At 45.4% G+C, this 15,870-nt stretch carries 14 protein-coding genes; 6 read left to right on the top strand and 8 right to left on the bottom strand.

What is annotated here, in order from left to right; translation table 11 throughout:
• The first annotated feature begins 39 nt into the window (after nt 1–39).
• The 4 genes from FTU44_RS02360 (at nt 40) to pcaD (ending at nt 3,560) form a co-directional block, all read left to right on the top strand.
• Nucleotides 40–711, top strand: coding sequence for a 3-oxoacid CoA-transferase subunit A (locus FTU44_RS02360; protein WP_005096964.1), 672 nt, complete (start codon nt 40–42; stop codon nt 709–711).
• Between the two features lie 19 nt (nt 712–730).
• The gene (locus tag FTU44_RS02355; RefSeq protein ID WP_100354809.1) at nt 731–1,384 is read left to right on the top strand and encodes a 3-oxoacid CoA-transferase subunit B; all 654 of its coding nucleotides are present in this window, start codon (nt 731–733) and stop codon (nt 1,382–1,384) included.
• A 126-nt stretch (nt 1,385–1,510) separates the two neighbouring features.
• Nucleotides 1,511–2,716: a 3-oxoadipyl-CoA thiolase gene (gene pcaF / locus FTU44_RS02350; RefSeq protein ID WP_180049356.1), complete on the top strand. Its 1,206-nt coding sequence runs from the start codon at nt 1,511–1,513 to the stop codon at nt 2,714–2,716.
• Between the two features lie 64 nt (nt 2,717–2,780).
• Complete coding sequence (gene pcaD, locus FTU44_RS02345) at nt 2,781–3,560, top strand: 3-oxoadipate enol-lactonase (RefSeq protein ID WP_005096968.1); 780 nt, start codon at nt 2,781–2,783, stop codon at nt 3,558–3,560.
• 69 nt (nt 3,561–3,629) lie between these two features.
• On the opposite strand, the gene FTU44_RS02340 is transcribed toward pcaD, so the two are convergent.
• Both FTU44_RS02340 and FTU44_RS02335 read right to left on the bottom strand, forming a co-directional pair.
• Nucleotides 3,630–4,517, bottom strand: coding sequence for a DMT family transporter (locus FTU44_RS02340; protein ID WP_100328590.1), 888 nt, complete (start codon nt 4,515–4,517; stop codon nt 3,630–3,632).
• 116 nt (nt 4,518–4,633) lie between these two features.
• Nucleotides 4,634–5,080: a GNAT family N-acetyltransferase gene (locus FTU44_RS02335; RefSeq protein WP_100328589.1), complete on the bottom strand. Its 447-nt coding sequence runs from the start codon at nt 5,078–5,080 to the stop codon at nt 4,634–4,636.
• Nucleotides 5,081–5,325: 245 nt separating this feature from the next.
• Here FTU44_RS02335 and FTU44_RS02330 point away from each other — a divergent pair, with 245 nt between their 5' ends.
• Nucleotides 5,326–6,402, top strand: coding sequence for a putative zinc-binding metallopeptidase (locus FTU44_RS02330; RefSeq protein ID WP_005096974.1), 1,077 nt, complete (start codon nt 5,326–5,328; stop codon nt 6,400–6,402).
• An 88-nt stretch (nt 6,403–6,490) separates the two neighbouring features.
• On the opposite strand, the gene FTU44_RS02325 is transcribed toward FTU44_RS02330, so the two are convergent.
• From FTU44_RS02325 to FTU44_RS02315, 3 genes are all read right to left on the bottom strand, one after another.
• Nucleotides 6,491–7,987, bottom strand: a complete 1,497-nt coding sequence (locus tag FTU44_RS02325; RefSeq protein ID WP_005096976.1) for a succinate CoA transferase — start codon at nt 7,985–7,987, stop codon at nt 6,491–6,493.
• 117 nt (nt 7,988–8,104) lie between these two features.
• Nucleotides 8,105–9,280, bottom strand: coding sequence for a thiolase family protein (locus tag FTU44_RS02320; RefSeq protein WP_180049504.1), 1,176 nt, complete (start codon nt 9,278–9,280; stop codon nt 8,105–8,107).
• Nucleotides 9,281–9,357: 77 nt separating this feature from the next.
• Entirely contained in the window at nt 9,358–11,139 is a 1,782-nt protein-coding gene (locus tag FTU44_RS02315) for an acyl-CoA dehydrogenase C-terminal domain-containing protein (protein ID WP_180049355.1), read from the bottom strand.
• A gap of 511 nt (nt 11,140–11,650) precedes the next feature.
• Between FTU44_RS02315 and FTU44_RS02310 the strand changes: the two genes are divergently transcribed.
• Nucleotides 11,651–12,256 (top strand): TetR/AcrR family transcriptional regulator, encoded by a 606-nt coding sequence (locus tag FTU44_RS02310; protein ID WP_180049354.1) that lies wholly within the window; start codon nt 11,651–11,653, stop codon nt 12,254–12,256.
• Between the two features lie 88 nt (nt 12,257–12,344).
• Here FTU44_RS02310 and FTU44_RS02305 read toward each other — a convergent pair whose 3' ends face one another.
• The 3 genes from FTU44_RS02305 to FTU44_RS02295 all read right to left on the bottom strand — a co-directional run bounded on the left by FTU44_RS02305 (nt 12,345) and on the right by FTU44_RS02295 (nt 15,730).
• Nucleotides 12,345–12,539: a heavy-metal-associated domain-containing protein gene (locus FTU44_RS02305; protein ID WP_180049352.1), complete on the bottom strand. Its 195-nt coding sequence runs from the start codon at nt 12,537–12,539 to the stop codon at nt 12,345–12,347.
• 84 nt (nt 12,540–12,623) lie between these two features.
• Nucleotides 12,624–13,031, bottom strand: a complete 408-nt coding sequence (gene cueR / locus FTU44_RS02300) for a Cu(I)-responsive transcriptional regulator (RefSeq protein WP_005096982.1) — start codon at nt 13,029–13,031, stop codon at nt 12,624–12,626.
• Nucleotides 13,028–15,730, bottom strand: coding sequence for a heavy metal translocating P-type ATPase (locus tag FTU44_RS02295; protein WP_180049350.1), 2,703 nt, complete (start codon nt 15,728–15,730; stop codon nt 13,028–13,030). Before FTU44_RS02295 ends, cueR begins: the two co-directional genes overlap by 4 nt.
• Nucleotides 15,731–15,870: the final 140 nt, after the last annotated feature.

The following is a 15,870-nucleotide window of genomic DNA, read 5'->3' as shown; positions in this document are numbered from 1 at the left end:
AAAGACATCCATAAGTTTAGGATATGAAAGGACCAGATTATGATAGATAAAAGTTCATTATCATTGAAAGAAGCACTCTCCCAGATCAAAGATGGTTCAACCATCATGATTGGTGGTTTCGGTACAGCAGGTCAGCCTGCTGAACTGATTGATGGTCTGATCGAATTGGGTATCAAAGACTTAATTATCGTCAATAACAATGCCGGCAATGGCGACTACGGTTTGGCGAAACTGCTGAAAGCCGGGGCTGTACGTAAAATCATTTGCTCTTTCCCGCGTCAGTCTGATTCCTGGGTATTCGATGAACTTTACCGTGCAGGTAAGATCGAACTGGAACTGGTTCCTCAAGGTAATCTGGCTTGCCGTATTCAGGCCGCAGGTATGGGCTTAGGTCCAATCTACACGCCTACCGGTTTTGGTACCTTGCTGGCTGAAGGCAAACCGACTTTAAATTACGAAGGCAAAGACTTCGTTTTAGAAAATCCAATTAAAGCGGACTTTGCTTTGATTAAAGCCTCTAAAGGCGACCGTTGGGGCAATCTGGTATATCGCAAATCTGCCCGTAACTTTGGCCCGATCATGGCGATGGCCGCAGATATCACCATTGCTCAGGTGTCTGAAGTCGTGGAACTCGGTGCACTGGATCCAGAGCACATCATCACCCCGGGAATTTTTGTTCAACACGTTGTTCAAGTTAAACCTGCACAATAATTGGCATCGGAGATAAATAATGAGCTATACCAAACTGACCCGTGACCAGATCGCTGAACGTGTGGCACAAGACATTCCTGATGGTGCTTATGTCAACCTGGGCATCGGCTTGCCAACCAAAATTTCCAGCTACCTGCCTTCAGATAAAGATGTATTCCTGCATTCTGAAAATGGCCTGTTGGCTTTTGGTCCTCCTCCTGCTGAAGAAGACCGTGATCCAGAGCTGATCAATGCTGGTAAAGAATTCGTAACCTTACTGGAAGGGGGTTCATTCTTCCATCATGGTGATTCCTTCGCGATGATGCGTGGCGGTCATTTAGACATCGCGGTATTGGGTGCCTTCCAGATTGCTGAAAATGGTGATCTGGCCAACTGGCATACTGGCGCACCGGATGCGATTCCGGCTGTGGGCGGTGCAATGGATTTGGCTGTGGGTGCCAAGAAAGTTTTCATCACCACCGACCACGTGACTAAAAAAGGCGAGCCAAAAATTGTGGCTGAGCTTTCATATCCGGCGACTGGTTTGAAATGTGTGGATCGTATCTATACCGACCTGTGTGTGATTGATATCACCAGCGAAGGCATGAAAGTGATTGAGAAAGTCGAAGGTCTGTCATTCGAAGAATTGCAGTCATTGACTGGCGCCAAGCTGATTGATGCGACTCAAAACTAATTCATAAATCCTCCCTAAGTCCCTCCTTTATTAAAGGAGGGACTTTCACCCTTTAAATTCCGGGAAAAACGCCTCCCTTTAGTAAAGGGAGGTTGGGAGGGATTCAAAGATTTGGAAAGTAAAAACATGAAAAACGCCTATATTATCGATGCCATCCGTACCCCATTCGGCCATTATGCCGGTGGCCTCGCTCCTGTTCGTACTGATGATCTCGGTGCACTTCCAATCAAAGCCTTAATAGAACGTAATCCATCGGTGAACTGGGAACAGGTCGATGATGTGATCTATGGCTGTGCCAACCAGGCCGGTGAAGATAACCGTAACGTTGGCCGCATGTCAGCGCTGCTTGCAGGTGTGCCTTATCAAGTGCCTGCAACTACAGTCAACCGCCTATGTGGTTCATCGCTAGATACTATCTCCATGGCTGCACGTGCGATTAAAGTGGGTGAAGCCCATCTGATTATTGCCGGTGGTGTCGAGTCAATGTCTCGTGCACCCTTTGTCATGGGTAAATCAGAAACCGCCTATGGCCGTAGTCAGAAAATCGAAGATACCACCATGGGCTGGCGTTTCATTAACCCGAAACTCAAAGACATGTACGGCGTAGAAACCATGCCGCAAACGGCTGAAAATGTCGCTGAACAGTTCGGGATTAACCGTGAAGATCAGGATAAATTTGCCCTGAGCAGCCAGCAACGTACAGCAGCAGCACAAGCCAAGGGTTTCTTTGATAAAGAAATCATTCCGGTGGTGATTCCACAACGTAAAGGCGATCCGGTGGTCGTAGATAAAGATGAACATCCACGTGCGTCTACCACTGCAGAAGCTTTGGCGAAACTGAAACCTGTGGTCAAAGCAGACGGCACGGTCACAGCCGGTAATGCTTCAGGCATTAACGATGGTGCTGCTGCCCTACTGATTGCATCTGATGAAGCGATTGCGCAATACGGTTTAAAACCACGTGCCAAAATTATTGGCTCAACAGTTGTGGGTGTTGAGCCGCGCATCATGGGCTTTGGCCCGGCACCTGCCATCAAAAAGCTACTTGCTCAAACCGGTTTAACGCTAGAGCAGATGGATGTGATCGAGCTGAATGAAGCTTTTGCGGCCCAAGCACTGGCATGTATCCGTGATCTAGGCATTGAAGACGGCTCGGAAAAAGTCAATCCGAACGGTGGCGCAATTGCCTTGGGTCATCCACTCGGCGCATCTGGTGCACGTCTGGTGACCACTGCCTTGAACCAGCTGGAACAAACTGGCGGTCAATATGCACTCTGTTCAATGTGTATTGGTGTCGGTCAAGGTATTGCTTTGATTATCGAACGCGTCTAAAAGCAATATCACTTAATGAAAATTTCCCCTCCCTTTTTTTAAAGGGAGGTCGGGAGGGATTTTAATGCCAACATTTACATCTAACGATGCACAAATTAATTACCAGACTTTTGGGGATACCTCTAAGCCTGCAATTGTGTTCTCCAATTCATTGGGCACCAAATTCAGCATGTGGCAGCCACAAATTGAATTTTTCCAGAAAGATTATTTCGTGGTGTGTTATGACACCCGTGGTCACGGTGGCTCGAGCGCACCACAAGGGCCATATACCCTGGATCAACTGGGTCAAGATGTAGTGAATCTACTGGATCATTTAAATATCCAGAAAGCTGCTTTCTGTGGCATTTCCATGGGTGGTCTGACTGGCCAATGGCTGGCAATTAACCGCCCAGAACGCTTTAACCAAGTGATTGTGTGTAATACGGCAGCCAAAATCGGTCAGGAACAGGCCTGGCTGGAACGTGCTGCACTGGTGCGTGAGCAAGGCTTGGCACCGATTGCATCGACCGCAGCATCACGCTGGTTTACCGAACCCTTTATTCAAAGCAACGCAGCAATTGTTGCAGAACTTTCAAACGACCTTGGAGCTGGCAGCCCGGAAGGTTATGCGAGTTGCTGTGAAGCTTTGGCTAAAGCGGATTTACGTGAACAGTTAAAGACAATTTCAGTTCCTGTATTGATTGTGGCAGGTCAGCAAGATCCTGTAACGACTGTTGCTGATGGTCAGTCGATGCAAGCCAGCATTGCCAATAGCCAACTGTTTGAAATCAATGCATCGCATATTTCCAATGTCGAGCAACCTGAAGCGTTCAATCAGGCAGTTCAGGCATTTATTGCAGCTTAAACTGCTCAAAAAAAGAAAAAAGCCACTGATCATCATCAGTGGCTTTTTTTTATCAAGATGGAGTCAGCATTAAGCCCAAATGACCAAAATCGCAGCGATCACCACCAAGCCCAACCCCCAATGTTCGGCACGTGCCAGTTTCTCCTTAAAGAAATATGCAGAAATCAGCATACTAAATAAAATCTCGATTTGACCTAGTGTTTTGACAATGGGCACACTCATCATGCTCATGGCAGTAAACCAGCCCAGCGATGCCATAAAGCTGCACACGCTGACTTTAAAGGTTAATCTCAAGCGTTGCCACATGGCCACTAAAGTCTGGCGGCTAAATAGACTCAGATAGATCAGCATACTGATGCATTGAAAACTGATGACCATCAGCAGTACCCATGCAGCACGATGGACAGTTGGCAATGTGCTTAGCTCCAGACTCGCCTCCCTGACCAAGAGTGAGGTAATCGCAAAACTTAAGCCGCTGCCGATTCCAATCGCTAAGGTCTGGGCAGAAAATCCACTGATCTGCTGGCCTTTACTCAGCAGGAATACAGCATAAGCACCGAGTACCACACCGATCCAGGCCAGTACCGATAAATGATCGGCTAAAAACACGACACCAATGACGGCGGCAAGAATGGCTTCACTTTTAGCCAAACCGACCCCAATCGCATAATTTTTTTGTTGAAACAGCTTCACCATCAATGCAGTTGCTAAAATCTGGCTCGAACCGGCAATCACAATATAGACCCAAAACCTGGGAGTAAAATGGATAATATTTTCAACGGGCTTGAAGTGATACAGGCTGTATAGATAGACCATGGCAAAAGGTAAGGCAAAGATAAACCGTGCCAGCGTGACCCCCCAAACATCGACCGTAGTGCTCAGCTGTTTTTGAAATGCATTGCGCCATGCCTGCATAAATGCAGCCATTAAGGTGAAAAAGATCCAACTGATTGCCATAAAATGATTTGCATATATAACAAAAGTGAACCAATTCTATGCCTAAGTAAAAGGCATGACTAATTAAAAATGGAGTGAAGGTGAATAGCGGAAAGTTTGGATTGTTTTTAGATGGTTTAAATTTCAGCTAAATAGTCTTTTCGCATGGGAATAAAACGAATGCCATTTTCCTCAGTGTATTCGCCCATTTCAACAAAACCGAAGCGTTTATAAATATCCAAAGCATATAAACTGGATTTTACAGTAATAGATTGATGACCTTGGCTACGAATCTGATTTTCTAAAAAGCGCCACATTTGGCGACCGTAACCTTGACCTTGATAAGCCTTATTCAAGAAAAAATGCATGAAATGTGCCGGCGCTATATAAGCCACAACACCGACTATTCTGCAGTCAATTTCAGCCACATAATAATAAATATCTGGCCGTTCAAAGATGGTTTGAATTACTTCAGCTTTAAAACGTAAGCGTCCCTCTTCTGCCGTAGTGACAGCCTCTACAAATGGCGCAATGACTTCTACGATAGCAGATGTATCCTGAACAGTAGCTTTTCTAATTTTCATATTATTTTAAATTTCACCTTAACCTGGCTTTGTTGCAAAAACAGATCATCTGTCAATTTGTATTTCTCTAAGCAATCTTTTTCTATTAAAAATAACAAGTTATTTAGCTCACAATATAATGCCAAGCATCCTCCATTTACAATTCAGCCATATAGAGTTTTTATTAAAATTTTTATGATGTTATTACAATAGGATGAAATTTAGGTAAGCATTCTAGACAGTTTGCTTCCCTACAGGGAGTTTAGATGAAACATTTTGAATGCGCCGTCTGCCAGCAACAGCTATTTTTTTACAAATCAGTCTGTGATCATTGTATGTCACCAATCGGCTATGTCGCTTCGGAAAAAGAATTGTGCGCATTTAAAAAGCAGAGTGCTGATCAATGGATTCCAGTCTCCAAAAGTTATCAGCATGCCAGTTATAAACCCTGTCATAACTATACGCACTATCAGGTATGTAACTGGATGATTCCCAGTAATGAAGATGAAGATTTTTGTGAGTCCTGTCAACTCACTCATGTGATTCCTGATCTGGAAAATTCAGAGAACCTGATTTACTGGTTTCGACTGGAAGAGGCCAAACGCCGCTTCCTTTATTTGGCGCAGCGTATGAACATGATGCCACGCCCCAAAAAATCTGAAGATGATCCATTTGGCCTGCGTTTTGATTTTTTACTGCCTGAAGATGATCAGCCGGTTTTGATTGGTCATGCCAATGGTGTGATTACCTTAAATGCGATTGAGGCGGATGTGGTGTATCGTGAAACAACGCGCGTGAATATGGGAGAAAATTACCGGACTTTATTGGGCCATTTTCGCCATGAAAGCGGACATTACTATTTTGCACTGATGCAACACTTACATCCGGAACTGATTGAAGAGTTTCGTCACTATTTTGGTGATGAGCGGCAAAATTACAGTGAGGCGCTGCAAACTTATTATAATGACGGCGCCCCGATCAACTGGCAGGAAAACTATATTAGTGCTTATGCCACCGCACATCCTTGGGAAGACTGGGCAGAAACCTGGGCGCATTATCTGCATATGATGGAAACACTGGAAACTGCTTACTATGCTGGAATCCGCGTTATTGGCAATGGTGGCTATCTGGCCAGCATGGATTTTAAAGAATGTCCAATTGGCGGACAGGATGTTGAACATATTCTTGCAAACTGGGTTACCTTAACCTTTAATTTAAATGCCTTGAACCGTTGTATGGGTCTGGAAGACGCCTATCCATTCAAGCTGACCGAAGCGGTAAAAGACAAGCTTCGATTTATACATCGGCATGTACTGGAAAAAGTTTTTAAATCATCCAAATGATCTTTAAACGACAAAAAAATGGATGTAATCAAATGAATAAAGCCCGTATACAACGGGCTCTATTTGATGATCAATGCGATTAAACGTATTAAGCGGTTTTCATTGAACCGGTTTCTTCAAATTGGGCATGCCAAGACAAAGCTTCATTCAATAAATGCGGTGTCTGACCACCACGCGCACAGGCACGCTCAAAATAATGATTTAAACTTTCGCGGTAATCTGGATGAGCACAGATATCGATAATCTTGCGGGCACGTTCACGCGGTGCCAAACCACGCAGATCTGCTAAACCTTGCTCAGTCACCAGAATATCAACGTCATGATCGGTATGGTCGGTATGGCTGACTAGGGGAACGACTGAAGAAATCGCACCACCTTTGGCATAGGATTTGGTCACAAAGATGGCAATATGCGCATGACGGGTAAAATCTCCCGAGCCTCCAATACCGTTCATCATCTTGGTTCCAGTAACATGGGTTGAATTCACATTTCCGTAAATATCAAACTCAAGTGCTGTATTAATCGCAATAATCCCGAGACGGCGAATCAGTTCAGGATTATTGGAAAGTTCCTGTGGACGCAAGACAATTTTATCTTTGTATCGATCAAAATTGTTCATCACTCGTGCGGCACAGTCATCGGTCAGGGTCATGGAGCAACCTGAAGCAAAGGTCATCTTGCCTGAATCGATAAGCTGGAAAGTGCAATCCTGCAAGACTTCAGAATACATTTCCAGATTATTGAAATTGGAATGTTCGAAGCCGGCAAAGACCGCATTGGCCACGGAGCCCACACCGGATTGCAGCGGCCCCAGATTTTCAGGTAAACGCCCTGCTGCCACTTCCTGTTCAAAGAAATGAATCAGGTGACTGGCAATCGCCAGCGTTTCTTGATCCGGTTCGTCCATGCCAAAGGAAGTGTCTGGAATCTCATTGATGACAATCGCAGAAATTTTTTCAGGTGCAACATGAATCCCGATTGTTCCAATTTTGTCACTGGCTTGAGTCAGAGGAATTGGCTCGCGGTTTGGGCGCGCTTGAGGTACATAGATATCGTGAACACCTTCTAGTACGGGATTAATCGTCATATCAATTTCAATAATGACCCGATCTGCCATTTCGATGAAATTTGCAGAATTTCCGCAAGAGCCTGTCGGAATAATCTGACCGTCTTCAGTAATCGCAGTTGCAGCAATTACAGCCACATTAATCGCTGGCAAGTTTTTATGACGGATATTATCGGCCAGTTCAGAGAGATGCTGATCGACATACATCACTTCACCGGCATTAATCGCTTTACGTAAAGAAGGATCTGCCTGATAAGGATAACGGCGGGTTATGACATGTGCTTCATTGAGTTTTCCATCAATCCGGTTCCCCAGACTTGCACCTGTCGCCAAGGTAATATGAATTGGATACTTCTGTGCATATTCAGCCAAGGCCAAAGGCACAGTTTTCGCTTCACCTGCCCCCCCAAAACCACTTAAACCAACTACATCGCCATCTTGAATCAGTTGTAGTGCTTTTTCGACAGATACGACTTTATCTTGTAATGGGAGCAAACGAATGCGCTCTAAACCGTTCATAAAAAATCTCAAAAATATAAAATAAAGAGGCGTCTGCTCCTGGTGAACCAAGAGCATTAGCGTCTAAATCAATCAATAATTAATTTTGCTAATTCGAGCATTGAATTTTGGCTGGACTTAAACCAGTTCCACTGCAATCGCAGTTGCTTCACCGCCACCGATACACAGTGCGGCAATACCTTTCTTGCCACCAGTACGTTTTAAGGCATGAATCAAGGTCACAATAATACGGGAACCAGAAGACCCCAGTGGATGACCGAGCGCACATGCGCCACCGTTGATGTTGACTTTTGCAGTATCCAGTTTAAAGCCATCAATGGCTAGCATCGTCACCATGGCAAAAGCCTCATTGATTTCCCAGAGGTCAACATCGGCGGCATCCCAACCGGTTTTTTTCAGCACTTTTTCAATCGCACCGACAGGTGCAATGGTGAATTCCGAAGGATGCTGCGAATGGCTGGCATAGGCCAGAATATTAGCCAGGGGTTTTAAGTTACGCTGTGCCGCAACTTCACTTGAGGTGATCACCAGCGCAGAAGCACCATCAGAAATTGAGCTGGCATTTGCCGCAGTAATGGTACCGTCTTTTTTAAATGCTGGACGTAGGGTTGGAATTTTATCCACTTTGGCATTCAGGGGTTGTTCATCCTGCTCTACCACGACATCGCCTTTACGTGTGCTCACTGTTACTGGCACGATTTCATCTTTAAAGAAACCTTGCTGAACTGCAGTCACGGCTTTATTTAATGAACCAATCGCATAGTCATCCTGCTGCTCACGGGTATAGCCTTTTTTATCGGCCATTTCCTGCGCCAGAACCCCCATCGACAGACCTGTTTCCGCATCTTCCAGACCTTCCTGGAACATGTGGTCAGTGACTTTGCCATGTCCCATACGGAAACCGGCACGCGCCTTGTCCATCAAATATGGCGCATTCGACATAGATTCCATACCGCCTGCCACCACGATTTCAGCCGAACCGGCCTTGATCGCATCTGCTGCCTGCATCACCGCTTTCATGCCTGAACCACAGATTTTATTAATGGTGGTGGCACCAGTTGAATCCGGTAATCCGGCCTGACGCATCGCCTGACGTGCTGGCCCCTGTTTCAGACCGGCAGGCAGTACACAGCCCATGATCACTTCATCAATATCATTTGCAGTTAAACCTGCACGAGCCACCACTTCTTTGATGGCCACAGCACCCAAATCTGGTGCAGTACAGCTCGAAAGCGAACCTTGAAAACCGCCCATTGCAGTACGTACAGCATCTACAATTACAATCATTTTAATCTCTTCCTTTTTCATCATTGTTATCAACACTGCCAGAAACAGCCCGGCAGTGTTTGTCCTTCGCAATTATTGCGGGTTTAAGCCTGTGAGGTGAAATAGTCCTCAGAGAACTGCATCACCAGTTCCGCACCGGCCTGAATACGTTGAATACGTGCGCCTAAATCTGGCAGAACTTTGGCCACATAGTAATTTGCCAGTACCAGTTTGCTTTGGAAGTAGCTGTCGTTCTTGCTGGCAGCGGCTTGGCTGATGCGTGCATACATATACACAAAGCTCAGCAGACCGACCGCATGTAAATAATCAACCGCAATTGAATTGGCAAAATCAGGATTCAGTTGAGACTTCTCGACGATAAAACCGGTGATATCTTCCAGTTGCTGACAGGTCTGCAACGTCGCTGCTTTAATGCTTAAGGCATCATCCAGACCCTGGGCAAACTCACGGATTTCAGCGATATATTCTGCAATATACGCGCCTTTACATTTCGTGGTTTTACGGCCAATCAGGTCGATCGCCTGTACGCCATTGGTGCCTTCATAAATCTGTGAAATGCGCAGGTCACGAATACATTGTTCCATGCCCCATTCACGGATATAGCCATGCCCACCAAAGCACATTTGCGCTTCCAGTGCAGAATCCAGTGCTTTGTCCGTTAAGTAAGCTTTGGCAATCGGGGTTAATAATGCCACACGGTCGGTTGCTTTACGCACCGCTTCAGCATCGGTTGAATATTTGGTAATATCCAGCTGCTGACCGACATAGACGGCAAATGCACGAGATGCTTCATTATTGGCACGGACATTCAGCAACATACGGCGCACATCACCATGTACCAGAATCGAATCGGCTGGTTTCTCTGGATATTTCGCGCCTGTTGATGCACGGCCCTGCAAACGGTCTGTCGCATATTGTGCCGCATTCTGATAAGCAAATTCTGCCGCACCAATACCTTGAATACCCATCGACAGACGTTCATAGTTCATCATCACGAACATACCAGCCAGACCTTCATTTTCATTGCCAACCATATAGCCTTTGGCACCATCAAAGTTCATGACACAGGTCGCAGAGCCTTTAATCCCCATTTTATGTTCGATTGAACCTGCTGCCACGGCATTACGCTCGCCCAGTGAACCATCAGCATTGACCAAAAATTTCGGCACGATAAACAGGGAAATACCACGTGAACCGGCTGGTGCATTTGGAGTTTTTGCCAGTACCAGATGAATGATATTTTCACTCAGGTCATGTTCACCACTGGTAATAAAAATTTTGGTGCCGCTGATGTTATAGCTGCCATCATCATTCGGTTCGGCTTTGGTCTTGATAATGCCCAGATCAGTCCCTGAATGTGGTTCAGTCAGACACATGGTGCCCGACCATTCACCAGTATAGAATTTTGGCAAATAGGTTTCTTTCTGTTGCTGTGAAGCACGGTCATTGATTGCCATGCCTGCACCCACGGTTAACAATGGATAAAGCATAAATGACGGGTTGGTACTCCAGATCATCTCATCTGCAAGTACAGTCAGCATTTTCGGCATGCCTTGACCGCCCCATTCTTCAGGTGCACCCAGACCCACCCAACCGCCTTCAGCAAACTGCTTGAAAGCCTCTTTAAAACCCGCAGGTGTGGTGACTTCACCATTTTTAAACTGAGCACCACCGTCTTCATCTGCCGGACGATTCAGATCAAGAATGACATTCTTGGAAAATTTGGCCATCTCTTCCAGAATTGCATTTGCCGTCGCCATATCTAAATGTGCAAGATTTTCATTGCCCTGCCAAAATTGTTCAGCCTGAAACACATCATTTAAAATAAATTCCATGTCTTTCAGCGGCGCATTATAAATAGGCATTTTCAAATTCCTTAAATGGTGATACCCAATTCTGTTACTGAGTATTTTCTAATCATTTATTCCAGGAAAATCTTGTTCTATTCTTCACTGGAATCAATGCATGCAATTGAAAAATCATGCGATCAGGTTTATTTTGCGCTGCATATCAGAAGTGATTAAATATCGAACATGCATCGTATTATTACAACTCGATACCCATTGCTAAAATCATTTCTATTCATCGCATAAATATTGCTCAATATGGCTTAAAACCACACGATGATTTAACTTCATGCGCAGAAACAATAAAAGAATTATCCTGAAAATGGAATTTTATTTACCAAAGTTGATCTCTAGGGTTCAGTTTTCTTGACAAGATTTTTAGCAACGCGTTATAGAGATTTTCCGCTGTACCCAAATGTTGTATAAATATACAAATTTAGATAAATATCACGACCTTAGTTTTATAGCCATGGCGGTTAAAATTGAATACTCTTGAGGGGTTCCTTTTCGAAAAGTATGGACTAAGAAAATGACCACTGTAAGACAGCAGAACTTCCTTCTTCGTAAAGAGAAGATTCTGAGTATGGCGGAAAGCCTGCTGCTCGATAATAATCAGGACATTACCCTGAGTGAACTCGCCAGTGAACTCGATATTGCCAAAGGAACCATCTACAAACATTTCAAAAGTAAAAACCAGTTATATTTAGAGTTGATCATTCTGAACGAAAAAAGAATTCTGGAAATTTCAAAAAAACATAATAATGATATTAAAAATTATGTCTCGCAATTTATGCTCTATCACATGCTCAATTCCAACCGCACGATTTTGTTGCATGTGATTGAAGAACGTTTAACCAATAATGAAAAAAACCTGAAAGATTTATTTCAGGAGCTGTACCGTATTCGTGAAGAACGGATTATGCGCATTAAAGACATGACCCATGATTATCTGGTTTCACTCGAAAGTGCCATGTCGATTCGGGATTATTTATCCTATATCTGGACGGTGACTTATGGTGCGTCATTATTATTAAATTCGACCCATTATCAAAAAGCAATTGGTTCGCGTGAACGTCTGATCAAACTGTATGTGAATCAGGCATTGATGACCCCGGATAAAATCTCCTCGGTATAATCGTAATCTTTTATAAATCAAAAAAATGCCTGACTCAATCAGGCATTTTTTGTTTAGCTATATCAATAGCCATTACAGAACTTGAAAATCAGGCGCTTACTGGTGGAAAACCATCTTCAGTTAAAGCTGCCACAATTTCAGCTTCGCTCACAGTCGAGTCAACTTCCACCAGTTTGCTCACCACATCAATATTAACAGTGGCATTTTCATCCAGGTCTTTAATCGTTGCAGTGACACTACGCGCACAACCACCACAAGTCATATTTTCAATACGGAATTTCATCTTTGTTCTCCATTGGATCAGTTTAAAATCTGCTTATCTCTACATCCTACAGGCTCAATTCAGCCTGCGTAGGTCAGCATCCGGTTAATGCTGTTCAGGGACGACACCCTGTTCAATCTGTTTTAAAATCTGGCAATCGGACTGTTCATTGCCGGCACACTGCTCCACCGATTGCTGTAATATCACCAGCATATGCTGCATATCGGCAATTTTCTGTTGTAAAAACTGGATATGTTTTTCGGCCAGCTGTTTCACCTCGCTACTCTGACGTGAGCTGTTTAGCCACAGGCCGAGTAATTCTTTCATTTGCTCTGAAGAAAAGCCGAGTTCGCGTGCATGTTGAATAAAACTTAAGGTTTTAATGTCCGCATCAGTATAAACCCGATAACCTGCATCGCTTCGTTTCGCAGCAGGCAACAACCCGATGTCTTCATAATAACGAATCATTTTTGCAGAGATGCCGGAACGTTTTGCCGCCTGACCAATATTCATCCTGCTTGCTCCTTGAACTGTACCGCTTTGTAGGCTTTTAATCTCAAAGCATTAGTGACAACAAACACGGAAGACAATGCCATCGCGCCTGCGGCAAACATTGGTGATAACAAGATGCCCCAGAATGGATAGAGCACCCCGGCGGCAATCGGGATTAAAGCAATATTATAGACAAAGGCCCAGAACAGGTTCTGCCGGATATTGCGCATGGTGGCCTGACTCAGAACAATTCCGGTGGCCACATGCTGTAAATTACCTGACATCAACACCACATCGGCTGCCTCAATCGCGACATCGGTGCCTGTACCAATCGCCATACCAACATCAGCCTGTGCCAGTGCCGGGGCATCATTGATTCCGTCTCCGACAAAAGTGAGTACGCCATATTGCTGCTGGAGTTGACGTACCGCATCCACTTTCTCATGCGGTAAAACTTCCGCAATTACCTGATCAATTTTCAGCTGTTTGGCAATGGCCTGCGCGGTATGCTGATTGTCACCGGTGATCATCGCCACTTTCAGACCCTGCTCATGCAAGGCCTGAATCGCACTATAAGTAGTTGCTTTAATCGGATCCGCGACGGCAATAATCGCCGCCAGCTTTTGATTGATCGCCACATATAAGGGACTACGGCCCTGATCACCGAGTTTTTGTGCAGCAGACCGAAACAGATCGACATTTAGACCCAAGTCCTGCATCAGACGTTCAGCGCCAATATGCAGCTGCTGACCAGCTACCTGTGCCTTGACCCCTGCGCCGGTGATCGAATCAAAATCTGTGACTTCACTCAGTTCCAGTTGTTGCTCATGAGCCGCCTGAACAATGGCATGGGCAATCGGATGTTCTGACTTGGCTTCAACCGAAGCCACCAGTTGCAATACAGTCTGCTGATTAAAATTTGCTGTGACTTCAAAGTCCGTCAGCAACGGTTTTCCTTCAGTCAAGGTTCCGGTTTTATCAAGCGCGACGACTTGGGTTTGTTGCAATAACTGTAAAGCTTCACCCTTACGAAACAGCACGCCCAGTTCGGCGGCACGCCCAGTTCCGACCATAATTGAGGTCGGCGTTGCCAGCCCCATCGCACACGGACAGGCAATAATCAGCACCGCCACGGCGTTGACCAATGCATAGGTCAGATTGGGTTCAGGCCCAAACAGGAACCAGACCATGAAGGTCAAGGCCGCCAGTGCCATGACGGCAGGTACAAACCATAAAGTCACTTTATCCACCACCGCCTGAATCGGTAGTTTCGAGCCTTGTGCCTGTTCCACCATCTCAATAATCTGCGCCAGTACAGAATCCTGTCCGACCGCAGTGGCCCTGATTTGCAAGGTTCCATTCTGGTTCACTGTACCACCCACCACCTGATCCCCGGCCTGTTTGGCCACGGGTAAAGGCTCACCACTCATCATTGCTTCATCGATATAACTTTGCCCGGCAACCACTTCACCATCGACGGCGACTTTTTCACCCGGGCGGATTTCAATCAGCATGCCCTGTTGTACATCGGCAATCGCCAGATCAACCCAGTTGCCATGCTGTTGTACCCGTGCGGTTTTCGGTTGCAAGCCGACCAGATACTGAATCGCTTCTGAGGTTTTACCTTTGGCTTTGGCTTCCAGATACCGCCCCAGTAAAATCAGCGCAACAATGACAGCTGCCGCTTCAAAATATACATGGACGGTGGACTGGGGTAATAGCTGCGGAAAAAAGGTCGCAATGCAGGAAAATCCATAAGCTGCGATTGTTCCGACTGCGACCAGAGAATTCATATCCGGCGCCAAACGCAATAAAGCCGGAATACCATGCTGATAAAAACGCCGTCCCGGAATAATCAGCACCAAACTGGTCAGCACAAACTGCAGATACCAGCTGTTCTGGGTTCCCAACGTCTGCGCAATAAAATGATGAAAAGCCGGGATCAGATGTGAACCCATTTCTAGAATAAATACAGGGACTGCCAGAATAAGAGCAAGCCAAAGATCCCGTTTCAGTTGCGCGGTTTCAGTGGCTTTCTTTTCCTGAAAAGCCACATGGCGATCTGCCGAGAGATGTGTATTGGTTTTTTCTGTGGCTTTAAAACCGGCTTTTTCTACAGCAGCAATCAAAGCTGGGATGTGCTGACGGGATGCCTGAATCGAAGCAGTTTCAGTCGCCAGATTGACTTGTGCTGTACTGACGCCGTCTACTTTTAATAAAGCTTTTTCAACACGCGCGACGCAGGAGGCGCAGGTCATGCCTTCAATCGCCAGTTCAATCCGGTCAGCCTGAAGATCAAAACCGGCTTTTTGCACCGCCTGAGTCAACTTGGACAATGGCACAGAATTGATTAGACTCACATGCGCCTTTTCAGTGGCCAGATTCACGTGTGCATCCAGTACACCTTCTACTTTTTTTAGGGCTTTTTCTACGCGAGCCACACAAGATGCACAGGTCATGCCTTCAATATTCAAAGCAAACTGTTGCGTCGGTACATCAAAGCCAGTTTTTTCAATTGCTTGAACTAGCACAGCGGCAGCAATCGGCTGCTGGCTTTTAATAAAAGCTTTTTCAGTCGACAGGTTGACAGATGCCTCAACCACGCCCTCAATTTTTTTCAAGGCTTTTTCGACCCGAGCCACGCAGGATGCACAGGTCATACCGCCAATCTGCACCTGCTGTTCATATAACCGGATGCTGTCTTGTTCTGCCACGCCCATCTCCATGCATCAACTTGCTGCCGATGCTATAGCTTAAACATTCCCAGCATGGCAAGGTCAAGTCTTTCATTTAAATATTTTAGGAAAGATAAAGCGGTATTGCGATTGGATGCTCATCCAAGAACCAAATAAAAGCCCGA

The sequence above is a fragment of the Acinetobacter sp. YH12105 genome, assembly GCF_013419095.1.
GTDB lineage: Bacteria > Pseudomonadota > Gammaproteobacteria > Pseudomonadales > Moraxellaceae > Acinetobacter > Acinetobacter pseudolwoffii.
Note: the sequence above shows the minus strand (reverse complement) of the source record. Positions and strands in the feature narration are given on the sequence as shown.